This window comes from Paenibacillus sp. FSL H3-0302 (assembly GCF_037982245.1).
Lineage (GTDB): Bacteria > Bacillota > Bacilli > Paenibacillales > Paenibacillaceae > Paenibacillus_AQ > Paenibacillus_AQ odorifer.
The window spans coordinates 419529-435855 of sequence record NZ_CP150284.1; the positions used below are offsets into that span (position 1 = coordinate 419529).

Genomic DNA, 16327 nt, shown 5'->3' on the forward strand with positions numbered 1-16327 from the left:
ACTTGGTGCTTGGCGGCTGCTCGGACAGATTTATATGCGGGGGTTCACGGCTATGGCTGTGCGCACCTCGCCTTTTTAATGAGCAGGTGTAAAATACGAATGGCTTCGTTGGTCGGGCTCATGTTGTATGTGTTATAATGGCAGCAAATTAGGCGGAAGAGTTTCCATTTCCATGATGGTGCAGCCAAATATCTATGAACTACTCGTGCATTAACGGCTGAACCGTGGCCGGGTATCCTAACGGTTGTACAGAGGGGGTTATCTATTGTTCCGTTCCTGGTATCGCCGATTGCTGCTGTCCTATTTTCCTATTTTTTTGCTTACTGTGACGATACTGATTTTTGCCTCTTTTGTATTTATTAATGATATTTCACGAATGGAAACTAAAAAAGCGGACCGTATCACCGCCAGTTATCTTATGGATAATGTGGACCGAACGATCAAGGAAGCTGAACTGTCAGTGCTGGAGGCTGCTGAACGCAGCGATGCTTATAAACGTTATTTTAACAATCAAGGCCAGATTGATATGGCGACCGTCTACGCTGTTGCCCAGAATCTACGCAACCTGACGCGTGAATCGCCCTATATTCAGTCCATCTATCTTTATGACAAGAGAAATGAAAGCGTTTTAACGGAAACTGGATTAAAGGACCTTTCAGGATTTGTAGACGAGGATTGGATTGGCCGCATCACCTCCGGCTCTTTATCGGAAGGCTGGCAGCCTGTTAGGGAATACAAAGATGAATTTCAGCGCACGTCTATACGTGTGCTTACCATAAATAAAGGTATGCCGCTGCCCTTCGGTTCGGAGGGAGTGCTCGTAATTAATCTCAAAATGAGCGGAATGGAACAGATCGTCGACGGTATGGTCAATGAACAGTTGTCCTTTCTGACCATATTTGGCGCAGATGGACAGGTGGTCTATCAGGCGCATTCGGACAGTGAAGGTGCCAAGAATGGGAAGCAGTTGAACACTTTATATATGGAAAGGCTTGGCTGGACGTTTTCCAGCGGGATCAAAACGGGCAGTCTATTCAGCTGGGTGTCAGTGATTTCTTACCTTTGGGTAGCTATTGCCTTAGGTACGGTTGTGTGCGCGATTTTTTACCTGATCTATGTTACGCGGCGGAACTATAAGCCAATTCAGGTGATTATGAACCGGATTGAAGGTCATCAAATTCGCAAGCTGGACCAATCCAGCGACAGACCGGACGAAATGATGCTCATTGACGGGGTGCTGGAAGATCTAATCAACCATATGACGGATTATGATAAGAAAAGCAGAGAGAATTTGCTGTTACAGCGCAGCAAGCTTTTCAACGATCTCTTGCAAAGCGAGCGGTTGGACAATGTCGTCCAGCGGATGGAAGAGCTGTCGCCGCTCTCCGGAGCTCATTCCACATCCCGCTTTATGGTTGTGCTAAGCGAAATCAACCGCTACGACAAGGTTTTTCAAGATCGTTATACAAGGGGCGATCAGAACACGCTTAAATTTGCCCTGATGAATGTCTTTCAAGAATTGGCGCGGAGTGCGGAATTGCAAGCTTGGGCGGAGTGGATTGGGACTGACCGGGCGGCAATTCTCTTCCTGACCACAGGAAGTGATGAAGAGATGGCAGAGAAAATCCGTGTATTCGCTGAGGACTGCCGCACCTGGGTGGAGCAGAACTTGCGCCTCTCCTTAAGCTTCGCTATCGGGCCAGTGGCGGCTGGGCCAGGGGAGATCCGGGATTCCTATGCGGCAGCGGAGAATGTGATGCAGCACAAGCTTTTAATGCACGAAGACATCGCTTTAACGGAATTTGGAGAAACGCGCCAGCCGCTTCTTGAGACATTCAAGTATCTACAAATGATTGCCGAGTTTGTTAAGCAGTTCCGGATGTCGAGCGGCCAATGGCGGGAACTGCTGGAAGGTGTTTTTGATGGTTTTAAACAGGATTATTTACAAGATGATGATATTCGCTCTCTAATTCAGGCCATGTTACAGATGTTGAGCCGGGAAGTGGCTGTCATGTCTGAGCAGCTGCAGGATGAGCTGTCAGCAGAAAATGCGGAGAAGCAGCTGAAGCGGCTGGAAGAGGCAGAATCCATAGATGAAATGAAGGGGATTTTGTTTGAGTATTTGACTGATTTATTCCGTACTTATGTTTCTGTCAGTGAAACTAAAAGCTACCGGGCGATGGTAACCGAGATGAAGAATTATATTGAAGAGAATTTTACAAATCCCGATCTTTCCCTAAAGCATTTGAGCGACCGGTTTCAGGTATCCGGCAAATATGCCAGCTATCTATTTAAAACAGAATTTAAAATGAAATTTGTTGATTTTCTTACAGAGCTACGCATGAAGGAAGCCGAAAAGCTTTTAGTGGAAACGGAATGTTCGCTGCAGGATATCGCACTCCAGGTGGGATATGCGAATGCAATTACATTCGGCAGGGTATTCAAACGAGTATTAGGAATCACGCCGGGTGACTACCGTTCTTTAAAGCGCGGGCGCGGGAGCTCCAGATTATAGGCTGCCGACTTTATTAATCCAATAGCACGTGAACAATAGTTTTTATAACCGCATCTGTGCACGCCAACCTCTATGATGAGGGCGCGAACACCGATGCGGTCTTTATTTTCACACTTTTGAAAGCGGTTTATTCTACGAAAATGGTTGTATGGATAAACCGGAAGTCCGATTTTGCTGGGATATGAGCATCCGAAAGAGGTTTATTGTCAGACTGCCGAAATTCATGAAATACTGTGGGCATCCAGAACAACAAGCGACCCAGTAGCACGGCAGTAAAAAGCATCACGTGATATGGATTCCGCTGGGGATGGATAGAGTTAAGGCTAGGGGATCATAAATACACCATTAAAGCCTGCAAGGGCGAAGGGGATGGAAAAATGACAGTGAACGTACATCAAGGAGTTCTGAAGAAAGCAATCGGGATCGGATTAACCGCAATAATGGGCGTTTCTCTGCTAGCAGGCTGTTCCAATGATTCTAAAAACAACACAGCATCCGAGGGTGCTCCAGCCGGCGAAAGTGCCAAGCGCGTTACATTAAAGGTGGAAGTGTTTGACCGCGGCAACAGCCCAGCCCCTCATACCATTACCAATAACTACTTAACTAAACTAGTGCAGGAAAAGTTCGGAGATCCGAATAACATTGATGTAGAATTTGTACCTATCCAGCGTTCTGAGGAAGTTACCAAGCTGAATGTTTTGATGGCGAGCAATACGGATGTGCCCGATATCGTATTTACGTATGATTCCAGTGTGTTTTATCGGTATGCCCAGCAAGGTGGCTTGACTGATGTCGGAGAAATTCTCGATGAATATGGCCCGAATCTGAAAAAGTTTATTGGCGAGGATACGCTGGCGTTCGGCCAGCTTGAAGGCCAGCAGTATGCGATCCCTGGTAAACGGGCGATCACAGGCCGTTATAGCTCCTACATCCGTCAGGATTGGTTAGATAAATTAGGACTGCCTGTGCCAACGACGACCGATGAGCTGTACACTACTTTGAAAGCGTTTAAAGAAAAGGATCCGGGCAATCTCGGCAGCAAAAACATCCCGATGGGCATGGCACTGGCACCAGCCCAATTCGAGACGTTGATTTTCTCTTTCATGAAGCCGATCAGCGGCGATCTGACCTACAGCCAACGTTATGAGCTGCCGCTGCATGAGGGCTTTAAGGATGCCCTGCAATTTCTCAATAAGCTCTACAATGAAGGGATGATCAGTAAGGACTTCAGTCTGGACGAGGATAAAACACAGTTGGCCAAGGATATCCAGAACGGCAATGTAGGCTACTGGTCGGAGGATGTGGATGTTTTGTTCTATGCCGATGGTACCTTGGATAATCTCTACAAAAATGTAGAGGGAAGCAAGGTGCTGCCGGTAGACGTCTTAACCAACGCCAACGTTGATAACAAGCACATTAAATCCCGGTATGCCTCCAACGGCATGTACATCATGATTCCGAAGAGTAGTAAACGCGCCGTGGAAGCCGTTAAGTATCTCGATTGGATGGCTTCGGATAATAATCTGATTGATATCCAAAATGGCGTAGAAGGTGAAAACTACGACCTGGTAGACGGTATTCCAGTGGCCAAAACAGATGTTTCCCAGGAGTTCGCCGATCGTCTATTTAATGCTGGCGACATGGCCATTATCTCCAACGGCAAAAACATCGGTGATCAGGCCACTAATGAAAAAGCATGGGCGCTGGGCTTCCCGGAACGTAACCGGGAGATGCTGACTCAATCTATCGCTATCGCCAACGCTGACACGGTGGGTCCGCTCGTCTTCGGCAAGCCGATAGAAGCGGAATCGCAATATGGCACAACGCTCAAAGATAAGCTCAACGTAATTATTGTAAAGACGGCAATGGCCAAACCAGAGCAGTTTGAAGCGGTTTACGAGCAGGAAATGAAAGATTACATGACTTTGGGCGGAACCAAGCTGAAAGAGGAACTGGAGAAGTCGTTTAAGGAACTTTCGGCTCAATAAACAAATATATAGTGAAAACCGGGGGGAGATGGTGCTGCGCTCCACCCGGTTTTTCTCCTTAGGAGGAAAACGACTTGAGCAAAGCGACATACTTTAGACGGTATTGGCAATTGTACGCGCTGCTTTCGCTGCCTATTATTTATTTCCTGATCTTCCGCTATGGTCCGATGTATGGTGTGCAGATTGCTTTTAAGGATTTCAATTTGTTTCAGGGGATTGGAGGCAGCGAGTGGATTGGCTTTGATGCGTTCCGCGAGGTTTTTGGAATGAGAGAGTTCTACACCACCTTGCGCAATACCTTTATGCTGAATTTTCTGGATTTACTTGTCTCTTTTCCGGCTCCGATTATCCTGGCGATTATGCTGTTCGAAATTCGTTCGGTGTGGTTCAAGAAAATATCGCAGACGATTTTGTATATCCCCCACTTTATTTCCTGGGTGATCATCGGGGGGATCGTATATCAATTGTTCGGCAACCAGTCCGGTATGGTGAACGGTGTGCTGGAGAGCTTAGGCCTTACTCCCATCCCGTTTCTGACTGAAAAAAATCCGTGGCTGATCACTTATTTATTCACAGGCGTCTGGCAAAGTGCCGGTTGGGGGACTATCCTTTATCTGGCGGCGTTAACTGGTGTCAACCGAGAGCTGTTTGAAGCTGCTGAAGTGGATGGAGCGACAAGGCTGAAGAAAATCCGCTACATTACGCTTCCTAGCATAAAACCAACCATCGTGACGCTGCTTATCCTCAATCTGGGAAAGATGGTCAGCATCGGTTTTGACCGCCCTTACATTATCGGTAACACTGCTGTGCGTGAGTATTCTGATGTGCTCAGTACCTTTGTGTACCGGGTGGGTCTAGAATCCGGACAATATACGTTGGCTACTGTAGTCGGATTGTTCCAGGCCGTGGTGGGACTGGTGTTTATTTTTGGCTCCAACTATATTTCGAAAAAAGTGACCGGAGACGGTATTTTATGATAAAGAAAGAAGGAGGCGGAGTGCTATGAGTGAACGTACCTCAAACCGGATATTCGATATCGTCAATATAACGTTTGTTGCCTTGTTCGTCTTGTTCTGCTTGGCTCCGTTTTTGCATGTGATTGCCGTGTCGCTTAGTTCCAACCGGGCAATTACTTCTGGAGAAGTAACGATTTTCCCCATTGAATTGAACTGGAATGCATACATTAATGTTTTTTCCAATAATGCGATGATCCGCTCTCTTGTCTTTACGGTTATTCTGACGTTTGCCACAACGGTGCTGTGTATGCTTTTCACTGTCGCAGCAGCTTATCCGCTGACCAAAAGAAAATTGAAGGGCCGTAAATTTTTTATGTATCTGATCGTTATCACTATGTTTTTCAGCGGCGGTATTATTCCTGAATATTTGTTGATCCGTGATTTGCATTTGATTAATTCGGTCTGGTCGCTTATCCTCCCAGGTCTGGTCAGCCCCTTTAACCTGATTATCCTGATCTCCTTTTTCAATAACATCCCTGCCAGCCTGGAGGAATCGGCCGAAATCGATGGCAGTTCCCATCTTCGTACCCTGATGAGTATTATATTGCCGCTATCCATGCCGGTTATGGCCACATTGGCGCTTTTCTACGCAGTGGGAAGGTGGAACGGCTTTCAGGATTCTTTGATGTATATCAATAATCCGGATTTGTATCCGCTCCAGCTCAAGCTGTTCCAGATGGTGCAGAACAACATGGTATCCGAACTGACACAAATGGAAGGTGCCAACCGGACCCCACTGACACCAGAGAGCCTAAAAGCGGCCACCGTTATCTTTGCAACAGTACCGATCCTTGCCGTATATCCATGGCTGCAGAAATATTTTGTCAGCGGTGTAATGCTTGGTGCCGTAAAAGGTTGAACCGTAAGCTGTAACAAGGGAGGAGAAAATAATTATGGAGGACAAAGGCATATTTTCGTTCTCAACTTGCTGGAACATTAAGCGTCATTCCATCGGCAGTGAAATGCTGCGGGAAATCCGCGATCTGGGCTTTCAGCGAGTGGAGCTGAACTATAATGTGACTAAGGAAATGCTGGAAACGATCGAGCCGATGCTTGAGCGGGGGGAGATGGGGATCTCCAGTGTCCACAACACCTTCCCGCATGTGCAGGACTCCGATTATGGCACAGATTCCGTGCTGCTAGGTTTTGAGGATGAGGAGAAGCGGCAGCGGGCGATTGAGCTGCTGATTGGCTCGGCTAAGTACGCTCAGCGTTACGGAGGAGAAGCTGTTGTTGTGCATCCCGGTGAGGTACCCTTTCCAAATGATATCAGCAAAGAGCTGGAGCAGATTTATAACGGAGAGGGTAGAGATTCTAACGCTTATCGCAGCAAATGGGCGGAACTGATGGAGCGGCGGGAAGCCTATAGCGCCGGCTATGTGCAGAAAATTATTGAAAGCCTAGATGAAGTATGTAACCGGGCAGTTTCTGAGGGGCTAAACGTACGCTTTGGTATCGAAACACGTTCCAAACCGCAGCAGATTCCGACGCTTGCGGAAGCCAAAACGATTATTAAGGCGCTAAAAGGAGCGCCTGTGGGCATATGGTATGACACCGGGCATGCCATTATGATGGACCGTTTGGGTTTGTACGACAGTGTGGGGGAAATGGAAGGTCTGATGGATGATATTGTAGGTGTTCACATTCATGAGACCATCGGTCTGTCTGATCACTGGTGCCCTTATGTAAACAGCGGGAATATGGAATTCTATGATGCTTATCTGCCGATGATTGAACGGGCGCGGGTCAAGGTGTATGAGCTGAAGGCAGCTTGCCAGCCGGAAGAAATTGCTGAAAGTCATCGGCTGCTTATGGCCAAGTTGGCGCGTAGAGGGCAGGTCTGATGTTGAACGATGAAGACCGTAGGTTAGCTATGAAGTATGCTCCGCGCTTATTATTCGATCAGAACGAGCCATTTTTTCCGGTAGGTCTCGGTATAACGGTGTTGCGGCAGGAGGAAGAGTCTCCTTCCTTCCGGCGCCGTCTAGCTGTGAACCATCCGGATGTGTTGGCCGTTGTAGAATACGCGATTTATTACGATTATGATATTCAGCATTTATATGATCTGGAGCATGTGTGGGTTTATATCGGTAGAGACGGGGAAGTGGTGGATGCCGAAGCGAGCTTTCACGGGAAATTCCTTAAAGCGCTGCTGCGCGGGGGCAGCAATCTAAGCGGGACACGGGTAGATCTATATGTCCAACCCGGCAAGCATGCTCTTGCCCCGTTCCCTGAAGTCTTTGAGCTGTTACCGGGATTCGCATCCAGTACACAGGATGGAGCAGGTGCGGAGGGTCTGATTTATGGCGACTTTTTTCACGGCATTCTGGCGTCCGATGGAGAAACTGACTGTCTTGTCCACCGTTATCTGCAAACCTGCCGGTTCACGCCTTCCCTGTCCTATTCGTGCTGGGAATATGCGGACCGGGAGGAATTGTTCGTTTCTTGGAATCAACTGTTCACGGAAATTCCTGACCGTATCCGACAAGAGCTGGCGCGGCTTCAGCTCCTGTTACCACCCAGACATTGAGCAGATTGTTAACATGGAGGGAAGTATAATGTACAAGCAACTGGTAGCCAGTAATGATAGAGCGGCAGTGGAGGGATTATCCCGGCAGGTGCTTGATCCGACGAGCCGCTATTATGGAGGGACAATAGATCCGGGTACTGGCGTTGCCTGGGTTAATCATACGACCGGCACACCAACCGATATGTGTTATTGGGGAGCGGCTCTGGTTAACCCGGATTCCGCATTCTACCGTGATGAGCTGCTGCTGGCCCGCCTGCTGCTGGCGACGGAGTTCGTGCTGCGTGCACAACATGAGGATGGCTCGATCTCTCCGGGCTGGACGAACTATCATTCTCCCCCGGATACAGCCTTTGTCATCGTCGGCTATGCTCAGCTATACCAACTGTTGGCGTCGCAGGATTGGGCGCCACTGCAACAGGTGCTTGATAATATGCTCTTGTTTCTTAAGCGAACTATTCCCGTCATGCTTACAGGGGGCTGTCACACGCCGAATCACCGTTGGGTATTGTGTGCAGCACTGGGGTTTCTGCATGAACTGTTCGGACTGGAGGAGGCTGTCCAACGGGCGGATCAGTGGTTGGCGGAAGGGATGGATATTACACCTGATGGAGAATGGACGGAGCGCAGCAACGGTATTTATAGTGCGGTCAGCGACATCATGCTGATTCATGCCGCTCGTCTGCTGGATCGGCCGCAGTTGCTGGAGCCAGTTCGTCTGAATTTACACATGATGGTCTATTTGGTGCATCCTAAGGGCGAAGTTGTGACCGATTATTCTGGACGCCAGGATCTGGGGAGCTTTCACGACCTGTCTCCATATTATTTACCGTACGCTATTCTGGCCCGTTCCGATAAGGAGCCATTGTTTGCGGGGATGGCCGAATGGGCAGGCAGAGCACTGGAAAATCCGGGGGTCTGCTCTGTCAACGTACTTGTACGTATGCTGCTGGAGCCGGAGCTTCAGCAACCTTTTGAAGATTCGGCAGCTCTGCCTGTAAAATATGAGAAAATACTGAACGGCGATTTTCCGCGACACGGCTATCTGCAGGATATGGAGAAGTCCGGCCATCAAGGGCGAATTTACCACAGCCGGCTGCATACTGATTTCGGAGCACCGGTTGCGCGCTACAGGGACGGGAACACTAGCGTGACCTTAATCACGGAGACGCCGTCTTTTTTTGCACTCCGTCACGGTGCCGTCAGGCTGCTTGCAGTGCAACTGGCTTCTTACTTTAATCCGGGATATGTCCCGATGCAGAAAATGATCAAACTACCTGACGGATACCACCTGTCAGGAGAACAAAAGAAGGGTTATTACGGTCCTGTAGAAGGTGAACTGCTTCCGCAAACATCTGGGGAGCCGGTAAGCCCTTGGTATCTGCTACCGCATCAGAGCCGCGCACTTACGCATGAACAGACATTCCGCGTGGAGACGGAGGTTCAACGCACGGACAGAGGGTGGACCCTCCGGTTGCATGCTGAGGAACCTACAGAGGTTATGACACAGCTGTCTTTTATTTTTGGACGGGAAGGATGTTTCACATCGGGTGAATTGCAGGCTGTCGGAGAGGACCATTATCTCTGGAACGGCGGTAACCTCCGCTATAGTTGTGAAGAGGACTGGATTGAACTGACAGGGGGCGAGCTTGGCCATCTGGCGGCTACGGTGCGTGAGGCGAAGCTGCAGGATAACTGCAAGGCGGTGTTGGTCAATTTTATGACCCCGTTCGATAAGACGATTACGATCACTCTATCTCCTTCCATGATAAGAGAGTAACCTTTGCAACAATTTACAATTTAGCAGACGTTGACGTTACACCTCAGTCTTAGAATAATAAGCCTTATTAAAAAACCTTCCATTAGAAGCAAACCTGGAGTTATCAGGTCTAATGGGAGGTTTTGTTATGCATCTGCTAAGTATAGACTCACCAGATTTTAACCGTGCATAATGGTATAAGTAAGAAATCCGGGGACACCAGCCGTCAGAAATTCAAACATTCTCCGAAGCCGTGACTGTCAGCTTTTATAAAATTTCTTTTAGTTTGGTTTACATAGGCACTTTTTTCGGTGGTCAAGTGTTATAGAGATATAAAGGTTAAGGAGGTGCTTACATCGCCACAGGATTCGCTAGACTCGACAGAGTTGGAAGAGCTAATCGTTAGGATTCAAAAGGGAGATTCCGAGCAGTATGCTTTAATTGTCAGGTCATTCCAAAAGCCGATCTATCGATATTGCTATCGTTTGTTAGAAAACAAGCAGGATGCGGAGGACGCGGTTCAGGATATTTTGGTAAAGGGTTATCAATCTATCCGGCAATACAAAACGCAAATGCATTTCTCGGCATGGCTCTATCGTATCGCATATCATCATTGCTTAAATCTGCTGCGCAGGCGTCGTCTGCATAAGCAAGTCATGCGTATTTTTCGTCCGGAAGTACTGTCTGCAAGTCCTGAACAGGAGCTGGATGCTCGGTTGTACAGTCCTTCATTGTCTGCAGCTTTAGCGGGATTGTCGCTTGAGGAGAGAAACATGCTTATTCTGCGAGTGTTTGAAGAACAAACTTATGCAGAGATAAGTGAGATTCTAGGGGTCAGTCCCAATGCGCTAACTAAAAGAATGAATCGGATCAAGCTAAAGGTTCAGGAAGCTATGAAGTCAGAGGAGGAGATCACATGGAAAGAAACAAAATCAGCAATGAATACCAAGATATAATTTATGCCTCGGCGGGCAATGAACTTTTGGATGAGGTAGATGTAGAAGATAAGGTCATGGGGCGTATTACTGGCATAACAGGTCGAAAGCGATCGTTCTCGCTGAGGGTGATGAATAAAACAACGGCAGTGGCCAGTATGTTAACGCTGTTTCTGCTGATTTCTGTGACTGCGTATGCTGCGTCTGAATATATCCAAATCCGCAATAGTGAAGGAGTAGTGAAGGTCCAACATGTTGCGCCGACTGAATCTGCAGAAAGGGCTTCTTATGATAAATATGCGCAGCAAGCAGAAGAGTTCGCTAAACCGGGTGAATTGATCGCTTATCTTGTGAAAAATAAAGCAGGTGCAGCAGGCTTGGCGAAAGAATTGCAGTTTAAGTATAAAGAGCAGCGGATAGATGCGTATTCTGATTTTTTAAAAGAAATCAAAAGAACAGGGGCGCCAATGCTTCCCAAAACGGCAGCGGGGTACGCTTTTAAATATGGTGTAATCCATCCTAATTCTCCGACTACGGATACAGCTAAGCCAGGTTCTCTGTATAAGGAAACATTAAATGATCTTACCGCTCAGGCAAATAAGGACAAGGGGACCCGCAATTTGTTTATGAAGGCTATACCGTGGTCCGAGCCAGGGGCGCTAAGTGTAACGTATTCGAAGAACAATGCTTTTATAGGGATCTCAGCAACGCTCATGCATGGCGGCAAGGTTTTCGTGGAACAAACGCCTGAGAATCAAGCTAATAAGCTCACAGTTGCAGGGACAGAAGTTATCTATAACAAGGTAGTAAGGGAAGAGGTCAGCTATGATTATCTGAACTGGTATAACGAGAAGCAGGATGCGTATTATACACTCACCAGCTATGGAGATAAGATTTTGACCCAGGAGCAATTTTTACAGCTGGCTGAGGAGCTATTGAAGTAGAGTTTTGAAGTTTGAAGTTTGAAGTTTGAAGTTTGAAGTTTGAAGTTTGAAGTTAGTAGTTCGTAGTTCGTAGTTCGTAGTGCGTAGTGCGTAGTGTGTAGTTTGAAGGTGCATGCGCTAAGTTAGTTGTATTATGTGCAATTAAAGTTCACCAATAGCTGTATATAGGCCCTTTAGTTGTATTTGATGCAGCTATTACTGGTTAGATTAGTGGAAATAGAAGTTTTTACGGATTTTAGTTGTAGAGAATGCAATTAGAGAAGAGGCTATGAGCGGATCAGAAATAAATAAGTGTATAAAATACAGTTAAATCGTATGCAAGGAAGGCAGCAATTGGATCCAGATATAAAAAAAGGTATCCCCAAAGCGAGAGCTGTAGGGATACCTTCTTTATATTCTTATGTCTTCGAAAATTCGAAGAGCGTTAGCCTTCTAGCAGTAGTGCTTCCGGATCTTCCAGCAATTCCTTCACTTTGACCAGGAAGCTTACCGCTTCAGAGCCGTCAACGATCCGGTGATCATAGGAAAGGGCGATGTACATCATTGGACGGTTTACGGTTCTTTCTTCGTCCAGCGCGATCGGACGCAGTTGGATCTTATGCATCCCTAGAATACCCACCTGTGGTGTATTCAGAATCGGTGTGGATAACAAGGAGCCGAATACGCCACCGTTGGTGATGGTGAATGTTCCGCCTTGCAGCTCGGAGAGGCTGAGCGTATTGGCACGTGCTTTGGAAGCGAGCTCGCCAATCTGGCGCTCGATTTCCGGGAAGCTGAGCCGATCCGCATCACGGACTACGGGAACTACAAGTCCTTCTTTCGCTGCAACAGCAATACCGATGTCGTAGAATTTCTTAACGACCAGATCTTCACCGTCGATTTCGGCGTTCAGCAGTGGATAGGTTTTAAGCGCACCGATCACGGCTTTGGTGAAGAAGGACATGAAGCCTAGTCCAACTTCATGTTTCTCTTTAAATGCATCCTTGCGGCGCTTGCGGATGTCGAGGATCGCTGTCATGTCCACCTCGTTGAAGGTGGTAAGCATGGCCGCGGTCTGCTGCGCTTCGACCAAGCGGCTGGCAATCGTGAGCCGTCTGCGTGACATGCGCTTGCGCTCCACGTTTTTGCCCTCGTCCGGCGTGGCTTTGCCCGCTGCCGGCTTCGCTGGCTCCGGCTTGCCTTGCGGCGCCGGAGCTACCGGTGCAGCGGCCTGCGGTGCTGCTGCACCATGACCGGACACATCGGCCTGACCAATCCGGCCGATAGGATCACGGGCGCTAACCTCGCCGAGGTCGATGCCGCGCTCCCGTGCCAGCTTGCGTGCGCCCGGCGATGCCAAGGCAGCGTGGCTGTCGCCACCTGCTGCAGGCACTTCGGGCGCAGCTACAGGCGCGGCGGCTGCTACTGCGTTGCCGCCTGCCGGAGCCGCTTTAGGCGCTTCGGCTTCGCTTGCAGCGGCCCGCGGCGTACTGCCGCTTGCGGCTCCAATGATGCCGATGGCTTCGCCAACGGCTACGTTCTCGCCCGCTTGACGCAGGATGGTGGAGATGACACCCTCCACCTCTGCACTAATTTCCAGATTGACTTTATCCGTTTCCAGCTCAGCGAGCACATCGCCTTGACCTACCGTGTCGCCTTCTTTAACCAGCCATTTGTAGATGGTTCCTTCGGATATGGATTCTCCCAGATCGGGTACTAAGATTTCTGACACAGGCCGTTTCCTCCCCAAACATAATGGTTTACGCTATTGTGATACCGTCCTCTTAAGAGGACGGTACAGCCGCTTGTACGTTCGAATTTGATTTTAGGGCTTCTGTTACAATTCTACGTTGTTCGAAGCTATGCACATCTGCATAACCACTGGCCGGGCTGGAACGTTCCGGACGGCCGATATATCTTACGCCGGCATTTTTCGGTGCGATGGCGCGTAACCGAGGCTCACTATAGCTCCAGCCGCCCATATTTTTCGGCTCTTCTTGCACCCAGACAATTTCCTGAAGGGAGCTGAAGGAGTTTAAATGTTCGCTTAGCTCCTGTTCCGGGAACGGATAAAGCTGCTCTAGGCGAAGAACATGCAGCCATGACCAATCCTTATCCGGTGCTGCTTCCAGTTCTGTTTGGATGTCGATAGCGACTTTACCGCTGCAGACTACGAGCCGTTTAACTTCATTTGGTTTCTGGCCAAGCAAAGATTCAGCTAATACAGGCTTGAATTGTCCTGAAGCCAGCTCGGTTCCGGCAGAAGTGCTGCGCGTATTCCGAATGAGACTTTTCGGCGTCATAATGACTAGCGGTCTAGCATCTTCCTGCCCGCATAACGCTGCTTGGCGCCGCAGCAGATGGAAATATTGCGAAGCGGTAGTCAGGTTAGCGACCGTCCAGTTCTCCTCAGCGGATAGCTGCAAGAACCGTTCCAGCCTACCGCTGGAGTGCTCAGGTCCCTGTCCTTCGTAGCCATGCGGCAGCATGATGACGAGATTGCTGCGCTGTGTCCATTTGGCGCGTCCAGCGGCAATGAACTGGTCAAAAATAACCTGACCCGCATTGGCGAAATCACCATACTGTGCTTCCCAGATTACGAAGGTTTCCGGTGCAAACACATTATAACCATATTCAAAGCCTAATACTGATGCCTCTGACAATGGACTGTTGTATACGCCAAAGGAGGCACGGGAATCGCTTAGCTGATGCAGCGGAGAGAATAAATCTCCTGTTTTACTGTCGTGCAGCACCAGATGGCGATGTGCGAAGGTTCCGCGCTGGGCATCTTGACCGCTCAGTCGGATGGGCGTTCCATTTTTCAGAATGGTAGCGAAGGCTAATGTTTCAGCTAGTGCCCAGTCGACCTTTTCACCCTCATTCAGTGCATCTTTACGACGTTGTAAAATGCGCTCCAGCTTCGGATAAACCTGGAATCCAGCAGGAACCGTCAACAGTTCACGATTGATCTCCTGCAGGCTGGAGATGGATACCGCTGTAGTGTTTGCCGCTGCGCGGTCCGTTTGTAGAGGAATGAAGGCTTTGGGTTCTTTTTTCTTATGATTGCCTTCCTTCATAGTATCGTACGCACGCTGCAATACGCTTTCTGCTTCAGCATTCATCTTTTGTACGTCTTCGGCGGTAAGAACCTTTTCGTTTTTCAGTCTCTCTGCATAAACCTTGTAGACGGTTGGATGATTGCGAACCTTGCCGTAGACAATAGGTTGTGTGGTTTCAGGATCATCCATTTCGTTGTGACCATGACGGCGGTAGCCGATGAGATCAATTACGAAATCTTTTTTGAATTGATGGCGGTATGCGCTAGCTAAACGTACAGCTGCTACGCAGGCCTCTGGGTCATCAGCGTTGACATGGACTATTGGGATTTCATACCCTTTGGCGATGTCACTCGCATAATGCGTAGAACGGGAATCTTCACTTTCAGTCGTAAAACCAATTCGGTTATTAACAATGATATGGATCGTCCCACCATTTTGATAACCTTGAAGTTTGCCGATATTAAGCGTTTCTGCAACAATTCCTTCACCTGGAAAAGCAGCATCGCCATGCATCAGCACCGCCATAGCTTTACTGGTATCAATCTTCGGCAGTCCTGCAGTGCTCCGATCTTCTTGTGCGGCACGAGTGAAACCTTCCACGACAGGATTGACGAATTCCAAGTGACTTGGGTTATTCGCTAGTGTTATTCTTGTGCGTACGGTTTCTCCTTCACGGACAGCACGGTCTGCACCGAGATGGTATTTCACATCACCTGTCCAACCATAGTTAATGCCTGTGGAGCCTTCGGAAGGGAAAAGCTCCTTGTTCGGAGAATGATGAAACTCTGAAAATATGATATCATAAGGTTTGCCCAAAATATGTGCAAGAACGTTGAGGCGGCCGCGATGCGCCATGCCCATCAAAATATGCTCCGCACCGTCATGTGCAGCAGCACGTACGATTTCATCTAACATCGGCACAAGAGCATCATTGCCTTCAAGACTGAAACGCTTCTGACCTACAAAAGTCTTGTGGAGGAAGGTTTCAAATTGCTCTACCTGAATCAGGCGGTTCAGGAGCTCTTTGCGTTCTGTATTATTTAGGGGTGCTGGTGAGCTGGTGGATTCTGCCTGTCTATTTAGCCATTGCAGTTCTTTTTCTTCATGCACATGCCCGAATTCATAGGCGATAGTCTTGGTGTATGCCTGACGCATACGTTGCACGGCATCCCATCCGGTATGCACATCATTCGGCGCATTTTCCCATATAAGCGTGGCAGGCAGTGCGATCAGGTCTTCGCGGGTCAGCCCATAGGTTTCAAGCTCAAGATATTTTGCCATGGGATTCTGATCGCGTACCAGCGGATCAATTTCAGCGGCCATATGGCCATATATACGAATATTGGCGATTAGCTTGGAAGCTCTTACTGCTTTTCTAAGCCATTCGGTGTCTCCCGAGATGCGCGGCTGAGGAGCCGGTTCGCTATCCGGAGTTAGGGGAGGAGGTCCCGAATTTGTAAAAAGCTCGCGATAATTATTTTCTACGGTGGAGGGATCTTTCACAAACTGTTCATATCTTTCTTGAATGTAGCCTAAATTGGGTCCGTAATACTTACTCCAAATGGATTCGTTATAGGGCTCTTTGGCTGCCATGAATACATCCTC

The 16327-nt window shown here is 48.4% G+C and carries 11 protein-coding genes; 9 read left to right on the top strand and 2 right to left on the bottom strand.

What is annotated here, in order from left to right; translation table 11 throughout:
• Window positions 1–265: 265 nt before the first annotated feature.
• The 9 genes from MHH50_RS01875 (at window position 266) to MHH50_RS01915 (ending at window position 11684) form a co-directional block, all read left to right on the top strand.
• Entirely contained in the window at window positions 266–2515 is a 2250-nt protein-coding gene (locus MHH50_RS01875; RefSeq protein WP_076302307.1) for a helix-turn-helix domain-containing protein, read from the top strand.
• A 377-nt stretch (window positions 2516–2892) separates the two neighbouring features.
• The gene (locus MHH50_RS01880; RefSeq protein ID WP_076124659.1) at window positions 2893–4503 is read left to right on the top strand and encodes an extracellular solute-binding protein; all 1611 of its coding nucleotides are present in this window, start codon (window positions 2893–2895) and stop codon (window positions 4501–4503) included.
• A 74-nt stretch (window positions 4504–4577) separates the two neighbouring features.
• Window positions 4578–5480 carry an ABC transporter permease subunit gene (locus MHH50_RS01885; protein WP_038568353.1) on the top strand — a complete coding sequence of 301 codons (903 nt, stop codon included), beginning with the start codon at window positions 4578–4580 and terminating at the stop codon, window positions 5478–5480.
• Between the two features lie 25 nt (window positions 5481–5505).
• Window positions 5506–6378 (top strand): carbohydrate ABC transporter permease, encoded by an 873-nt coding sequence (locus MHH50_RS01890; protein WP_038568356.1) that lies wholly within the window; start codon window positions 5506–5508, stop codon window positions 6376–6378.
• A gap of 34 nt (window positions 6379–6412) precedes the next feature.
• Complete coding sequence (locus tag MHH50_RS01895) at window positions 6413–7363, top strand: TIM barrel protein (RefSeq protein WP_076124657.1); 951 nt, start codon at window positions 6413–6415, stop codon at window positions 7361–7363.
• Entirely contained in the window at window positions 7363–8049 is a 687-nt protein-coding gene (locus tag MHH50_RS01900) for a hypothetical protein (protein ID WP_076124655.1), read from the top strand. Before MHH50_RS01895 ends, MHH50_RS01900 begins: the two co-directional genes overlap by 1 nt.
• Before the next feature lie 28 nt (window positions 8050–8077).
• Window positions 8078–9826 (top strand): hypothetical protein, encoded by a 1749-nt coding sequence (locus MHH50_RS01905; RefSeq protein ID WP_340033887.1) that lies wholly within the window; start codon window positions 8078–8080, stop codon window positions 9824–9826.
• Between the two features lie 326 nt (window positions 9827–10152).
• Window positions 10153–10761: an RNA polymerase sigma factor gene (locus MHH50_RS01910; RefSeq protein ID WP_076124651.1), complete on the top strand. Its 609-nt coding sequence runs from the start codon at window positions 10153–10155 to the stop codon at window positions 10759–10761.
• On the top strand, window positions 10722–11684 hold the full coding sequence (locus MHH50_RS01915; RefSeq protein WP_340033888.1) for a hypothetical protein: 963 nt from the start codon (window positions 10722–10724) through the stop codon (window positions 11682–11684). Before MHH50_RS01910 ends, MHH50_RS01915 begins: the two co-directional genes overlap by 40 nt.
• A 424-nt stretch (window positions 11685–12108) precedes the next feature.
• On the opposite strand, the gene odhB is transcribed toward MHH50_RS01915, so the two are convergent.
• Window positions 12109–13395: a 2-oxoglutarate dehydrogenase complex dihydrolipoyllysine-residue succinyltransferase gene (odhB, locus tag MHH50_RS01920; RefSeq protein ID WP_076124648.1), complete on the bottom strand. Its 1287-nt coding sequence runs from the start codon at window positions 13393–13395 to the stop codon at window positions 12109–12111.
• 52 nt (window positions 13396–13447) lie between these two features.
• Window positions 13448–16315 (bottom strand): 2-oxoglutarate dehydrogenase E1 component, encoded by a 2868-nt coding sequence (locus MHH50_RS01925; protein WP_076302313.1) that lies wholly within the window; start codon window positions 16313–16315, stop codon window positions 13448–13450.
• Window positions 16316–16327 lie beyond the last annotated feature (12 nt).